The following is a 13,036-nucleotide window of genomic DNA, read 5'->3' as shown; positions in this document are numbered from 1 at the left end:
GGCATCCCTCCCGCCGGGACCGATCAGCCGTAGAACAGCTTCTCAAAGACGCGGCGCGCGCGGCGGGTGGCGCCGAGGTAGTCCTCCTCGACCTGAGTTGCGGAGCGCGGCGGGTACTCGAGGATGCGACCGATGCCGTCGAGACGCGAGCGGTCCGCGGGAAGGACGTCGCTCGTCTGCCCCGAAAGCAGGGTGTTGGCGGACCGCAGGCGGCTGGCGAGGTGCCAGGATGCCGCCAGCTTCTCAGCCGCATCGGCGGGAACGAGACCGGCCTCCACCGCCGCGCTCAAGGCCCCGAGCGTCGACGTCGTGCGCAGCCCCGGCACCGCGCGCGCGTGCTGGAGCTGGATGATCTGCACCAGCCACTCGACGTCGCTCAGCGACCCCGGGCCGAGTTTGAGGTGGCGCGCGGGATCGGCGCCCTGCGGAAGCCGCTCGTTCTCGACGCGCGCCTTGATGCGGCGGATCTCGCGCAGGCCGTTCGGTTCGGCCTTCTCGGGGTAGCGCACTTCATCGGCCAGGGCCATGAAGTCGTTGATGAGTTTGACGCTGCCGGCGACGCCGCGGGCGCGGAGCAAGGCCTGCGCCTCCCACGACAACGACCACCGGCGGTAGTACTCGGCGTAGGCGTCGAGCGAACGGGCGAGCGGTCCGCTTCGCCCTTCGGGGCGCAGCTCGGCGTCGAGGTCGAGGGGCAGGCGGTGGTCCTCGGAATGCTCCCGGAGGCCGGCGACGATCTTGAGGGCGAGGGCGCTCGCGCGCTGGGGGTCGAGGCCGTTCGCCCGATAGACGTACATGACGTCGGCATCCGACCCGAATCCCAGCTCGCGGCCGCCGAAGCGACCCATGGCGATGACGGAGAAGTCGAGATCGTCGTCCTCGGGCGGGACCACGGCGCGACGCACAGCGCGCAGGGTCGCTTGGATCGTCGTCTCGGTGATCGTCGTGAGCGCGTCGGAGAGCTCCTCGAGCGAGACGACCTCGAGCACGGCGGCCATCGCGACGCGGAGCATCTCGCGGCGCCGAAGGGCTCGTACCGACCGCATCGCGTCGTCGATGTTCTGCCAGCGCGTCTGGATCGCGCGTGCTTCGTCTTCGAGCGCCTTGCCCGAGCGGGGGCGGAGCAGCGCATCGTCGTCGAGCCACGCCACGGCCTCGGGGATCCACTCCATCAACTCACCGATGTACCGCGAGCCCGAGAGCACGCGGGTGAGGCTCTCGGCCGCACCGGCGGAGTCGCGCAGCACGCGCAGGAACCAGGGCGTGTTCCCCAGACGCTCGCTGATGCGGCGGAACACCAGGAGCCCGTAGTCGGGATCGACGCCGTCGGCGAACCAGCGGATCATGATCGGCATGAGGTGCCGCTGGATCGTGGCCTTGCGGCTCAGTCCGCTGGTGAGCGCCGCGATGTGGCGGAGCGCCCCCGCAGGATCGCGGAAGCCGATCGCGGCGAGACGATCGCGCGCCTGCTCGGTCGAGAGCGTCCGCTCCCCCTCGGGCAGGGCGGCGACGGCCGAGAGCAGCGGTCGGTAGAACAAGCGCACGTGGATGTCGCGCACCTCGCGCTTGATGCCCTCCCACGCCGCCTGCACGCCCTCCGCGGAATCCGACAACCGCGTCGCTCGCGCGAGCACGCGAAGGTCTTCGGGCTTCTCGGGGAGCAGCGCCGTCCGCCGAAGCCCCCGCAGCTGCAGACGGTGTTCGAGCAGCCGCAGCAGGCGGTAGTCGCGGCCGAATGCCTCCGCCTCGGACCGGCCGATGTACCCCTCGGCCACGAGGGCGTCCAACGCCTCGAGCGTGCCGCGCTGCCGGATGCGCTCGTCGGTGAGCCCGTGCACGAGCTGGAGCAGCTGCACCGTGAACTCGACATCGCGGATGCCACCAGGACCCAGCTTCAGCTGACGGTTCACCTCGCTCGCGGGGACGTGGTCGGTCACGCGTTCGCGCATGCGCTGCACGCCCTCGACGAAGTTCTCGCGCGCGGCGCTGTGCCAGACGAGGGGCTGCATGGCGCCCACGTACTCGGCCCCCAGCTGCGCGTCGCCCGCGATCGCCCGGGCCTTCAGCAGCGCCTGGAACTCCCAGCTCTTCGCCCACCGGTCGTAGTACTGGCGGTGGGAGCCGAGGCTCCGTACCAACGCACCCTGCTTGCCCTCGGGGCGCAGGTTCGGGTCGACCTCCCACAGCGGCGGCTCGATCTCGGGACCGGAGATCCCCCGCATCGTCTGCACGGCCAGACGCGTGCCGATGTCGATCGCGCGCGCTTCGGACACGACCTCCTCGTCCGAGGACCCGCCGACGAAGATCACGTCGACGTCGCTGACGTAGTTCAGCTCGCGGGCACCGGTCTTGCCCATCGCGATGATCGCGAACTGCGTCGCCTCGACCTGCTCGCGCGGGAACGCGGCCGGTCCGGTTCCGGACACACGCGAGCGGGCCACGCTGAGCGAGGCTTCGAGCGCTGCTCCGGCGAGGTCGGCGAGGGAGGCCGAGACCATGTCGATCGCGCCGGCCGGGTCGTCCTGGCCGAGGTCGTACGCGGCGATCCGGGCCAGCAGACGCCGGTAGCGGACTCGCAGCGCGAGCCAGGCGGCATCCGAGGACTCCGCGGCGAAGCCGTCTTCGTCGCCGACGGATGCCAGGAGCTCGAGGCGCATGGCCTGCTCGTCGGGAATGGTCAGACCCGCCCCGGCGAGGTGAGCGAGCTCCTCGGGATGGCGGAGGTAGAACTCCGCGAACCCGTCGGAGGCGCCGACGATGTCCCAGAGCGCGCGCCACGCGCCGGCGTCCGCGGCGCAGGTGCGCACGGCATCCGTGTTCCGGCGAGCGATCTGGACGATCGACGAGAGGGCGCGATCGGGGTCGGCGACGCGCTGCGCCAACGTCGTGGCATCGGCCCTCGGGACGCCGGCGAGCTCCTCGAGCTCGCCCAGGAGCGCATCGGCCTCCGCGAGTCGCGAGAAGCCGATGCGCGCCAGGGCGGTGAGCGCCGTCGATCGATCGCCCGACATCATCGGTGTCCTGTCAGGGGCGGTGTCAGAGCGCTTCGAGGTTGCTCGCGAGCTCGAACGGCGTGACCTGGGCGCGGTACTGCTGCCACTCGCGACGCTTGTTGAGCAGAACGTACTTGAACACCTGCTCCCCCAGCGTCTCGGCGACGAGCTCGGACTCCTCGAGGTACTCGAGAGCGTGGTCGAGGCTTGCCGGGAGCGGCGCGTAGCCGAGGGCGCGGCGCTCGGAGTCGGTCAGCGACCAGACGTTGTCTTCGGCCTCGGCGGGCAGCTCGTACTCTTCCTCGATGCCTTTCAGGCCGGCCGCGAGCATGAGCGCGTACGACAGGTACGGGTTGGCTGCGGAGTCGAGGGCGCGGTACTCGACGCGCGTCGACTGACCCTTGTTCGGCTTGTAGAGCGGCACGCGCACGAGGGCCGAGCGGTTGTTGTGACCCCAGCAGATGAAGCTCGGAGCCTCGTCACCGCCCCACAGGCGCTTGTACGAGTTGACGAACTGGTTCGTCACGGCCGAGATCTCGTTGGCGTGACGGAGGAGGCCCGCGATGAAGTGACGGCCGACCTTCGAGAGCTGGTACTGCCCGCCCTCTTCGTAGAACGCGTTCATGTCGCCCTCGAAGAGCGAGAGGTGCGTGTGCATACCGCTGCCGGGCTGCCCGCTGATGGGCTTCGGCATGAACGTCGCGTACACGCCCTGCTCGATCGCGACCTCTTTCACGACCGTCCGGAAGGTCATGATGTTGTCGGCGGTGGTGAGGGCGTCCGCGTAACGCAGGTCGATCTCGTTCTGACCCGGGCCGCCCTCGTGGTGGCTGAACTCGACCGAGATGCCGAGGTCTTCCAGCATCCGCACCGAGCGGCGACGGAAGTCATGCGCCGTTCCCCCGGGGACGTTGTCGAAGTAGCCCGCCGAGTCGACCGGCTCGGGACGCCCGTCGGGGCCGAGCTGCGAGGACTTCAGCAGGTAGAACTCGATCTCGGGGTGCGTGTAGAACGTGAAGCCCGCGTCGGCGGCTTTGGCGAGGGTGCGCTTGAGCACGTGCCGCGGGTCGGCGACCGCCGGCTGACCGTCGGGGGTCGTGATGTCGCAGAACATGCGCGCCGTGGGGTCGATCTCTCCGCGCCACGGCAGGATCTGGAAGGTCGTGGGGTCGGGGTGGGCGAGCAGGTCCGACTCGTACGAGCGGGTGAGACCCTCGATCGCGGAACCGTCGAATCCGAGGCCCTCGGTGAAGGCCCCCTCCACCTCGGCCGGGGCGATCGCCACCGACTTCAGGGTTCCCACGACATCGGTGAACCACAGGCGCACGAACTTCACGCCGCGTTCTTCGATCGTGCGCAGAACGAAATCGCGCTGCTTGTCCATCGTCATCCCTCGTTCTCAGTCCGTGCGGTCAGCGGGTGGCGCCGTCGATGCTCAGCGGTCTTCGCGGGCGTCGTCTTCGGCCCACTGCCGGGACCGCTCGCGGAGGATCTCGGGCGCGCGCGCCGCTTCTTCGGCGGTGTCGAAGGGGCCTGCTCGGTCGATCGCCGGAGAGGCGTAGCCCTGCTCGACCTCGTGGGTCTCCAGGTTGTACCAGTACTTCGCGTTCTCGTCGCTCACGATCGCTCCTCGAGTGGGTCACGAGCCTCGGGCGCAGATCCGCCGGGCCTTCGTCGATCCTACTGATCCGGGCCGCCCGGCTGGATAGGCTGGAGGGCATGGCAACGAATGCGTCGCGCGCGGTCGGAGTGGACATCGGCGGAACCGGGATCAAAGCGGGGATCGTCGACCTGGATGCCGGGGAGTTGATCAGCGACCGCGTCAAGGTCGCCACCCCTGCCGGCGCGGAACCGGCCGACGTGCTCGCCGCCGTCAAGCAGGTGCTGGAGACGCTCGAGGCGCCCGCCGACCTCCCCCTCGGGGTGGCGTTCCCCGCGATCGTGAAGGGCGGACGCACGATGTCGGCGGCGAACGTCTCGAAGTCGTGGATCGGCTTCGAAGCCGAGAAGTTCTTCGAGCACGGCCTTTCCCGCGACATCCACTTCGCCAACGACGCCGACGTCGCCGGTATCGCCGAGGTGCGTTACGGCGCCGCGAAGGGCATCGACGGCCTCGTGATCCTCACGACGCTCGGCACCGGCATCGGCTCGGCGATGATCTACGACGGCGTGCTCGTGCCGAACAGCGAGCTCGGCCACCTGCAGCGCAGCGGTCACAAGCGGGATGCCGAGGGCTACGCCGCCTACTCCGCCATGGAGCGCGAAGAGCTGTCGTGGGAGAAGTGGGCCAAGCGCCTGCAGTGGTACTACGACTACGTCGAGTTCCTCTTCAGCCCCGACCTCATCGTCGTCGGTGGGGGCGTGTCCAAGCACTCGGAGGAGTTCCTCCCGCTGCTGAAGCTCCGCGCGCCGATCGTTCCGGCGAAGCACCGTAACAACGCCGGGATCATCGGTGCGGCCTCCCTCGCCGTGCCTTTGCCCGAGGCGTTGCCCGCTGTCAAGTGACAGCCGTTTCCTGACGGACGCGTTTTGGTCTCCCTATGGTGGGAGCCATGAAACGTCTCCCCGCCGTCCTCGTCCTCGCCACCGCCGCTGTCCTCCTGGCCGGGTGCAGCAGCGAAACGACGCAGGAGAACATCACCGTCACTCCCGGGCAGACCGGCACGTTCTCCTCCGGCGACACGTCCGTGGTCGTCGAGCCGGAAGAGACCGAGGCCCCGGCCTCGACCGAGGATGCCGCCTACCTCACCGAGGTGCGCAGCAAGCTCGGCGACCTCGGGAAGGCGACGGACGAGCAGCTGATCTCGCTGGGCGAGAGCACCTGCGAGCAGCTGGATGCCGGGACCCCCGCCGACCAGGTACTGCTCGTCGTTCCCGCGGGCCTCACGGCTCAGGCGGGTGACGGGACCATCGTCGCTCAGGCGGCCCAGGCGACCCTCTGCGGCTGACCAACACCGTCGACGGACCGGCGTGCAGGTCTGGCCCCGCGGTGCGAGCTCATCGATCGAGCGAGTGAAGCGAATGGGCCGGCCTGTACGCCGGGTTCTGTCCGGGGGACCCTTCAACAAGCTCAGGGCCCCCGTGGACGGTCATCTCTCTCGGCGACACGTTGCCGTGCCGCTCCAGCGGCCTACCCGGGGACTCGGCGAGCCGCGTCAACATCCCCTGTCTGGCCTTGCTCCGGACGAGGTTTACCTGGCGGATCGTGTCACCACGACCCCCGGTGGTCTCTTACACCACCCTTTCACCCTTACCCGCTCCCGCGACGAGTGCGGTGCGGGCGGTCTGCTCTCTGTGGCACTGTCTCGCGGATTGCTCCGGGTGGGTGTTACCCACCGTCCTGCCCTGTGGAGCCCGGACGTTCCTCGGCACGGGCGAACCCGTGACGCGACCGTCCAGCCGACCCATTCGCGTGCTCGAGTCTACCGGCGCGGCCAGGTCGGCCCGTCGCGTCACGCCTTCTCGGCGGTTTCGCCGATCTTCAGATCGAGGGGGAAGTCGAGCGGGAACGATCCGAACAGCAGCGTCCCGGCAGCCGCCGCCGATTCCCGGACGGCGGCGGCGACGGCCTCCGCGTGCACCACGGGCGTGTGCACGATGATCTCGTCGTGCAGGAAGAACGCCAGGTGCGGCCGGCGTCCGAACACCGGGCCGGACCGCGGCGCCGCGTCCGCGGCATCCACGGGTTCGAGGGCCGCCAAGCGCCCGCGCAGGTCGGCGAGCCACGCCAGTGCCCACTCGGCGGCCGTGCCCTGGACGACGAAGTTGCGCGTGAAGCGTCCACGATCGCGCGCCGAGCGACGAGCGCGGGTCTCGTCGATCCCGGATGCCTCGGCGTCGCCGGCGCGCGACTGCACCGCCCGCCAGGCCTCGCCGGGACCGGGTGACGTGCGGCCGAGCCAGGTCGAGACGACTCCGCCCTCTTCTCCGACGCGCGCGGCATGGTCGACGAGGGCCATCGCCCGCGGGAACGTGCGACGCAAGCGCGGGAGGAGGCGCCCGCTCTCCCCGGTCGTCGCGCCGTACATGGCGCCGAGCATCGCGATCTTGGCCTCGGCGCGCGTGGCCACCGCGCCGGCCTCGACGACACCCGAGTAGAGATCGCGGCGCCGCGCGGCGTCCGCGAGGGCGGTGTCGCGGGCCATCGCCGCGAGCACGCGGGGTTCGAGCTGAGCCACGTCCGCCGTGACGAGCGTCCAACCGGGGTCGGCGCGGACGGCGACGCGCAACTGCCGGGGAATCTGGAGCGCTCCCCCGCCCGACGACGCCCACCGACCCGTGACGACGCCGGCGGGCACGTACACGGGACGGAACCGTCCGTCGCGCACCCACTCCGACATCCACGTCCAGCCGTTCGCGGTGTACAGGCGCATGAGCTTCTTGTACGAGACCAGGGGTGCCACGACCGGGTGGTCGTGTTCGGCGAGCTCCCATCTGCTCGTGGATTCCACGAACAGGCCGACTCGGTGCAGCGATTTCAGGAGCCGCGGCTGCGAGTCGAGGGACGCGGCCGGGTCGTCGAGCGCCGCACGCACGCGCCCGGCGGCCTCCTCGATCCGGGCGGGAAGTGCCTGCCCTCGGCGCTCCCCCAGCTGGCGCTCCAGCAGTTCGCCGTGCGCGTCGACGCTCCACGGCAACCCGGCCGCGTGCAGTTCGACGGCGATCAGGGCCCCCGCCGACTCGGCGGCGGCGAGCAGCCGGAGTGCGGCAGGCGACGCCGAGTCGTCGATGGCGTCGCGCTGGCGGCGGTACTCCTCGAGGGTGGCTTCGGCGGAGTCCGGCGGACCGGATGCCGCCTCGGCGAGGTCGAAGAGCGTATCGGCGACGAGGGTGTCCGGGAGGACGGCGTCCCACGCGCGCGCCGCGCGCAGCCCGTGATCGTCGACCACGGCGGCCGCGTCGCGGAGGAGAGCGTGAACGAGCCGGAGGTCCCACGCGCGCGCCACGCGCACACCAGCGGCGAGCAGACCGGGGTACCAGGCGCGGGTGTCATTCCAGATCCACCGGACGGCTCCCGCCGCCTCTCGCGCGCGGATCGTTCCGGGGAGGTCGGAGAGCGCGACCGTGACGGTCGTTGTCGCGGTGCCCGTGGCATCCAGGTCGATCAGGACGACGTCGCCGGTAGCGGTCCGGGCGACGACGACCGCGTCAGACGCCGCGGATGCCAGGGCGGCTCACCGCGATTCTTCGGTACGCACGAGGATCGCCCCGCACTCGGGACAGAAGACGACCTCGTCGGTCTGCGCGCGGCGGACGTTCGCGAGATCACTCGGCGGCAGCACCATGCGGCAGGCTTCGCACGCTCCGGCGCGCAGGAGCCCGGCGCCGTTTCCGCGCGCGGCCAGGCGCTCGTACAGAGCGAGGAGGTCAGCCGGGAGGGACCCGGCGACGGCCTCGCGATCGCGGCGGGCGCCCTCGAGGCGCTCGGTGGCCTCTGCCACGACGCGCTTCGCTTCGGCGCTCAGCTCGGCGCCGCGTGCGTTGGTCTCGGCGATCCGTGCTTCTTGCTCGGCGACGGCGGCATCCGCACTCTCGAGACGCTCCATGAGCTCGATCTCGATGTCTTCGAGATCGCTCTTGCGGCGGGCGAGAGCGGCGAGCTCGCTCTCGAAGCCCTGTGCCTGCTTCGGGTTCGAGGACGCGGCGAGGCGCTCGGTGTCGCGCGCGATGCGCGCATCGACGACCTTGACGTCGGACTCGAGCCGCGCAATCTCGGCGGTGAGGTCGTCGCGGGCGTTCGCACGCGCCGACAGCTCCTGGGCGAGCGTGGCGCGCTGAGCGATCAGTTCGCGCACTTCCGCCGCTTGCGGTGGGTTGCCGGCGACGCGCTCGTCATGCCGGATCCGGGCATCGAGGTCGGCGAGATCGAGCAGTTTGCGCTGGTCGGCGGGGTCGGCGTTCACGGAGTCCACGCTACCGCGAGGGTCGGACACCGCACCGCCCTAGGTAGCCTGGAACGTACGGACCCCCCCAGATGAAGGGATGCCATCACCGTGACGTGGAGCATCGACCCTGTGCAGGCGCGCGCCGTCTGCCGCACCGCCGACGAACACGCCGAGGCGATCGACGACGTCGTGACCGCGACGGCGAACGCCTTCGACGCGGCCCAGACGGCCGTGGGAGAAGGCGAGACCTCGGCGGCCCTCGCGGAGGTCGCCGCGGACCCGTTCCTCATCCGTCTCGCGGGCATGCGGCGGCACATCAGCACCGTCACCGAGACGACGGAGAGCGTGATCGCGCTGTACGAGCACACCGACTACGACATGGCCGCGCAGACGCAGTCGACGCTGAACGGACTCGAGCCGTGAGCACTCCCGTCCTCTCGACCGGGTCGCTCGTCGCGGTCCCCAGCTCGACCGCGGTCTCGGCCGCGGCAGACACACTCGCCGGCGTCTTGGACGGACTCGACGACGCCATCACCGACGTCACGACGACCTGGAGCGGTCTCAGCGCGGTCTACGAGGCGCCCGAGGCTCAGACGGCCTACGGCGCGATGGCGCCGCTGCCGCTCGCCGTCGACGAACTGACCACCGCGCTGTCGTCGGCCGTCTCGGCCCTGCGGACCTACGCCGACACGCTCGCGTCCCTCGAGACGCGCCGCGCTGCCCTGCTGACCGACCTGCAGACGGTCGACGAGCAGTCGGACCTCCCGATGGCGGACCGCGACCCGGACGCGCCGACCTTCTACGAAGTCGGTCGCGCGCGGACGACGTTCGAGGCCGACGCGACAGCCGCCGACCAGGAGTGCGCGCGAGCTCTGCGGGCGCTGCGGACCTCGGCATCCTGGCTCCTGAACGACGGTCTCGAGATCGTCAACGGCAACGCCGGCTCGGCGGTGCAGGGTCTGGCCGCCGAACTGCTCACGCGCTACCGCGGCACGCTCATGGTGCCCGGTCCCGGAGCGCTTCTCCCCGACGAGATCACGCTCACAGCCGGGCAGATCAACCCCACCTGGCCGCGCAGCCTCATCGACGGAGAGGTGTGGGTCCAGCGGCCGTCCGGGGCGTGGATGCTCGAGAGCAACCTCCTGCCCGACACTCCCCCGCGCATCTCGGGCCTGCCGGGATGGAACGGTCAGCCGCAGTTCGCCCCCGACGGGGTCGGCACGCCGCCGGCCTGGGCGGGGCGAGTGGGCAAGGGGCTGGGGCTCCTCGGCGCGGGGCTGACGTACTGGAGCGTCTACGGCGAGAGCTACAACGACACCCTCACCCGGCATCCGGAATGGTCCGAGGATCAGCGCCAAGAGGAAGCCGCGGTCGACACCCTCGTCATCGGCAGCTCCTCGGTCGCCGGCGGTGCCGGTGGTGCGTGGGGCGGTGCCCTGCTCGGAGCGGGCATCGGTTCGATCTTCCCGGGTCCCGGCACGGTGATCGGCGGCGTCATCGGTGGTGTGATCGGCGGTGTCCTGGGCGGCTGGGGCGGTCAGGAGATCGCGCAAGACGTGATGGACGACGTCCGTCAGGAGAACGTCGAGATCATGGCGCCCGGCCCGATCGGGGTCGAGCCGCAGGCGCAGGGAAACCTCCTGTGACCGCGGGCCTGCTCCTCGGCGTCGTCTTCCTCGTCCTCGGCGTGGTCGCATACTCCGGCCGATGGAAGGGCTGGATGCGCGTCCGCCGTGGCTTCGGCAGCACGATCGGGTTCGCCTGGCTGTGGCTCGGCGCGGCATTCCTGGCGGCGACCGTCGGCCTCCTGGTCAGTCCGTACTCGCGTGAGCTCTTCGCCGTTCTCCTCGGGGCCGCGGCGATTCTGCTGCTCGTGGCGATCATGGGCGTGTTCTGGCTGCCGCGCTTCCTGCTGCCGCGGTGGTACCGCGCCTGGCGGGGCGAGGCGTCGACGAAGGGCGGACAGGCGTGAAGTTCTTCACCACCGACGAGCGGGCACCCGCACCCGAGGTGCGCGAAGCGTCCACGACCCACGCGACCGTGCGGTACCCCGACAGCTTCGTCGCCTCGGAGTATGACGGTGCCGAACTCGTGCTGACCCTGGGCGAGGAGCAGCCCGGCTTCCAGCCGAATCTCGTCCTCACGGCGGTCGAGAGCACAGCGCCCCTGACGGATGCCTCCGCGGCCGCGCTCCTCGCCGCGGGCCGGCAGCATCCGGGTGCCCGCGTGCTGGGCGTCGACCTGTGGGATGAGGATCCGGATGCCGGCCTCGCCCGCGCGCGACACATCACGTTCGTGTACCCGGTGGAGACGACGGACGTCGTCGTGACGAAGACGGTGTGGGCCACGGGCACGCATCACGTGCACCTCTCCGCGAGCGCGACGCCCGCACAGCTCGGCGCGCTGCGGCCGGTGTTCTCGTGGATCGCCGCGCAGCTGCGTCTCACGGCCGACCCTGCCGAGGTCGAGGCCGCCGCTCGCGCCGTGGGCGCCGCGCCGGTCGACGCCGAGGCCTCGAGACGCGTCGGCTTCCCGCTCGAGGACCTCACGGCCTTCGCGCCGCCCGTCTTCGCCGCCACCGCTCCCGTTGTCTCCGCGGCGGCGCTGACGGAGCTCCGCGCGGGCGCTGCACGCATCCGCGGGGGATCCGCGTCGCTCCCCCGCCGGATGAGAGGGACGGATGCCGCTGCCGAGCTCGCCGCGGCCGGATTCATCGACGACGCGTCGAGGCTCACGCCCGCCGGCACCGCCGTCGCGTACGCGCTCGGTTCTCCACGCCCGGTGCTCGTGGTCCGCGCTCGGCGCGGCGGGGTCGCCGCGGTGCTGGTGGCCTTCGCCGGTCCGCGCGGCATCGTGGTCTCGCACGATCCGTCGATCGCCGAGCTGCACGCGGGCACCGCGACCGCCGATCCCGAACGGCGCCATCACGCCCTCATCGCCCCCGAGCACCTGCCGGCTCTCGTCGCCGCGTGGAGCGGGCTCGCCCCGTTCTGGCCGATCGATGACCCTGAGGCGTCGACCGTGGAGACCGCCGCCCTCGAGGCCGCGGTGCGCGACGACACCGCGCCCTGGACCGACATCGTCGTCCAGGGCGCCGGAGCGGAGCGGTACGACGTCATCATCCCGGGGCGCGGCTGGAAGCGGGTCGCTCCCCCGGTCGACGGCACGCACGAGCTGGTCGCCGACCCGAGCTTCGCGGTGTACTCGTTCCTCGTCGAGCTCTGCGCGCGGTCGCTCGCCCGCTAGACTCGGGGCATCCCGGGCCTTTAGCTCAGCTGGTAGAGCGCCACGTTTACACCGTGGATGTCGTCGGTTCGATCCCGGCAGGGCCCACCACCGTCAGCTCAGGATGTTCACGCTCCGCGCGATCACGAGTGCGAGCAGCACGAACCCCGAGATCGCCTGCACCATCATGAACATCTTCGCGCGCGTGCTCAGCGGCATGACGTCGGTGGGGCTGAAGGCCATCGCGTTGGATGCCGAGAAGTACAGGTAGTCGACGTACCCCGGGGCCCAGTCCTCGATGTCGGACGAGCGCCGGGCGACTTCGCTCACGGCGTCGCGGTCGGAGTCCTGCGGGAACTGGAAGTCGGCGGGCGGCAGCTCGTCGCGGGCGTCGCGGCGGCGGGCGATCGGGCCGCCCCGGTCCATCTCCCAATACACGACGGCGTAGCCGATGACGTTGATCGCCCACACCTGCGCCGCACCCAGCAGGGTCGTCGCTCCGCTCCCCTCGCCCTGAAGCAGCTGGTGGACGAGGAGGAAGAAGGCGACCTGGTTGGCGGCGAGGAGCACGACGGTGAACGCGAGCGCGAAACCGCGTCCGACACGCGTCTCGCGCGTCAACCGTGCGGGGTTGGTGACCACCATGGGGATCGCGCAGAGCACGCCGGCGATCACGACGACGTAGCGCAGAATACCCGACGCGTCGCTGGGGAGGACCGCGTACAACCCGGTGCCGACGCCGAGGGCGATGAGCACCGGCCAGCGATGCTCAGGGCGGGTCCGGAAGCCCGCGGATGCGCTGGAAGTCACGCGCTCAGGGTAGACCCGCGTCCGATGCGTCAGCGGTGGAACACCGGGACGTGGCATCCGGTGATCCGATCCCGGGCGCGCGGTGGATCGTTCGACGTCGAAGCGTCGGACGGTCGCGCGGGA

Annotated in this window: 12 protein-coding genes, 1 tRNA gene and 1 other RNA gene; 7 read left to right on the top strand and 7 right to left on the bottom strand. The window is 71.0% G+C overall.

All coding sequences use genetic code 11. The annotated features are described in order from the left end of the window. Nucleotides 1–23: 23 nt before the first annotated feature. The 3 genes from MTES_RS17080 to MTES_RS17070 are packed head-to-tail and all read right to left on the bottom strand — an operon-like array spanning nucleotide 24 to nucleotide 4,614. The gene (locus tag MTES_RS17080; protein ID WP_013586533.1) at nucleotides 24–3,014 is read right to left on the bottom strand and encodes a bifunctional [glutamine synthetase] adenylyltransferase/[glutamine synthetase]-adenylyl-L-tyrosine phosphorylase; all 2,991 of its coding nucleotides are present in this window, start codon (nucleotides 3,012–3,014) and stop codon (nucleotides 24–26) included. 22 nt (nucleotides 3,015–3,036) lie between these two features. Beyond that, nucleotides 3,037–4,377 (bottom strand): type I glutamate--ammonia ligase, encoded by a 1,341-nt coding sequence (gene glnA / locus MTES_RS17075; protein ID WP_013586532.1) that lies wholly within the window; start codon nucleotides 4,375–4,377, stop codon nucleotides 3,037–3,039. A gap of 51 nt (nucleotides 4,378–4,428) precedes the next feature. Continuing rightward, a complete protein-coding gene (locus tag MTES_RS17070) occupies nucleotides 4,429–4,614 on the bottom strand; it encodes a hypothetical protein (protein ID WP_013586531.1) in 186 nt (61 codons plus the stop codon). 98 nt (nucleotides 4,615–4,712) lie between these two features. Here MTES_RS17070 and ppgK point away from each other — a divergent pair, with 98 nt between their 5' ends. Continuing rightward, nucleotides 4,713–5,498, top strand: a complete 786-nt coding sequence (gene ppgK / locus MTES_RS17065) for a polyphosphate--glucose phosphotransferase (RefSeq protein ID WP_013586530.1) — start codon at nucleotides 4,713–4,715, stop codon at nucleotides 5,496–5,498. 47 nt (nucleotides 5,499–5,545) lie between these two features. Then, the gene (locus MTES_RS17060) at nucleotides 5,546–5,941 is read left to right on the top strand and encodes a DUF732 domain-containing protein (protein WP_158309760.1); all 396 of its coding nucleotides are present in this window, start codon (nucleotides 5,546–5,548) and stop codon (nucleotides 5,939–5,941) included. 70 nt (nucleotides 5,942–6,011) lie between these two features. Here the strand turns inward: MTES_RS17060 and rnpB are convergent. The 3 genes from rnpB to MTES_RS17050 all read right to left on the bottom strand — a co-directional run bounded on the left by rnpB (nucleotide 6,012) and on the right by MTES_RS17050 (nucleotide 8,896). Continuing rightward, nucleotides 6,012–6,400, bottom strand: an RNA gene (gene rnpB / locus MTES_RS18650) — RNase P RNA component class A. A gap of 45 nt (nucleotides 6,401–6,445) precedes the next feature. Next, on the bottom strand, nucleotides 6,446–8,161 hold the full coding sequence (locus MTES_RS17055) for a bifunctional 3'-5' exonuclease/DNA polymerase (protein WP_080575454.1): 1,716 nt from the start codon (nucleotides 8,159–8,161) through the stop codon (nucleotides 6,446–6,448). A 6-nt stretch (nucleotides 8,162–8,167) separates the two neighbouring features. Beyond that, complete coding sequence (locus MTES_RS17050; protein ID WP_043363226.1) at nucleotides 8,168–8,896, bottom strand: zinc ribbon domain-containing protein; 729 nt, start codon at nucleotides 8,894–8,896, stop codon at nucleotides 8,168–8,170. A gap of 90 nt (nucleotides 8,897–8,986) precedes the next feature. On the opposite strand from MTES_RS17050, the gene MTES_RS17045 reads away from it, so the two are divergent. The 5 genes from MTES_RS17045 to MTES_RS17030 all read left to right on the top strand — a co-directional run bounded on the left by MTES_RS17045 (nucleotide 8,987) and on the right by MTES_RS17030 (nucleotide 12,214). Beyond that, entirely contained in the window at nucleotides 8,987–9,301 is a 315-nt protein-coding gene (locus MTES_RS17045) for a DUF6507 family protein (RefSeq protein WP_013586526.1), read from the top strand. Then, nucleotides 9,298–10,524: a WXG100 family type VII secretion target gene (locus MTES_RS17040; RefSeq protein ID WP_013586525.1), complete on the top strand. Its 1,227-nt coding sequence runs from the start codon at nucleotides 9,298–9,300 to the stop codon at nucleotides 10,522–10,524. The genes MTES_RS17045 and MTES_RS17040 overlap by 4 nt, the downstream gene beginning before the upstream one ends. Next, a complete protein-coding gene (locus MTES_RS18625) occupies nucleotides 10,521–10,850 on the top strand; it encodes a hypothetical protein (protein ID WP_013586524.1) in 330 nt (109 codons plus the stop codon). The genes MTES_RS17040 and MTES_RS18625 overlap by 4 nt, the downstream gene beginning before the upstream one ends. Next, nucleotides 10,847–12,124, top strand: a complete 1,278-nt coding sequence (locus MTES_RS17035) for a hypothetical protein (RefSeq protein WP_013586523.1) — start codon at nucleotides 10,847–10,849, stop codon at nucleotides 12,122–12,124. Before MTES_RS18625 ends, MTES_RS17035 begins: the two co-directional genes overlap by 4 nt. A 14-nt stretch (nucleotides 12,125–12,138) precedes the next feature. Further along, a tRNA-Val gene (locus MTES_RS17030) sits at nucleotides 12,139–12,214 on the top strand. A 3-nt stretch (nucleotides 12,215–12,217) separates the two neighbouring features. Here MTES_RS17030 and MTES_RS17025 read toward each other — a convergent pair. Further along, entirely contained in the window at nucleotides 12,218–12,913 is a 696-nt protein-coding gene (locus tag MTES_RS17025; protein WP_043363223.1) for a DUF1345 domain-containing protein, read from the bottom strand. Nucleotides 12,914–13,036 lie beyond the last annotated feature (123 nt).

It is taken from the genome of Microbacterium testaceum StLB037 (assembly GCF_000202635.1).
GTDB lineage: Bacteria > Actinomycetota > Actinomycetes > Actinomycetales > Microbacteriaceae > Microbacterium > Microbacterium testaceum_F.
The sequence above is the reverse complement of the archived record's forward strand: the minus strand, read 5'-3'. Positions and strand labels throughout refer to the sequence as shown.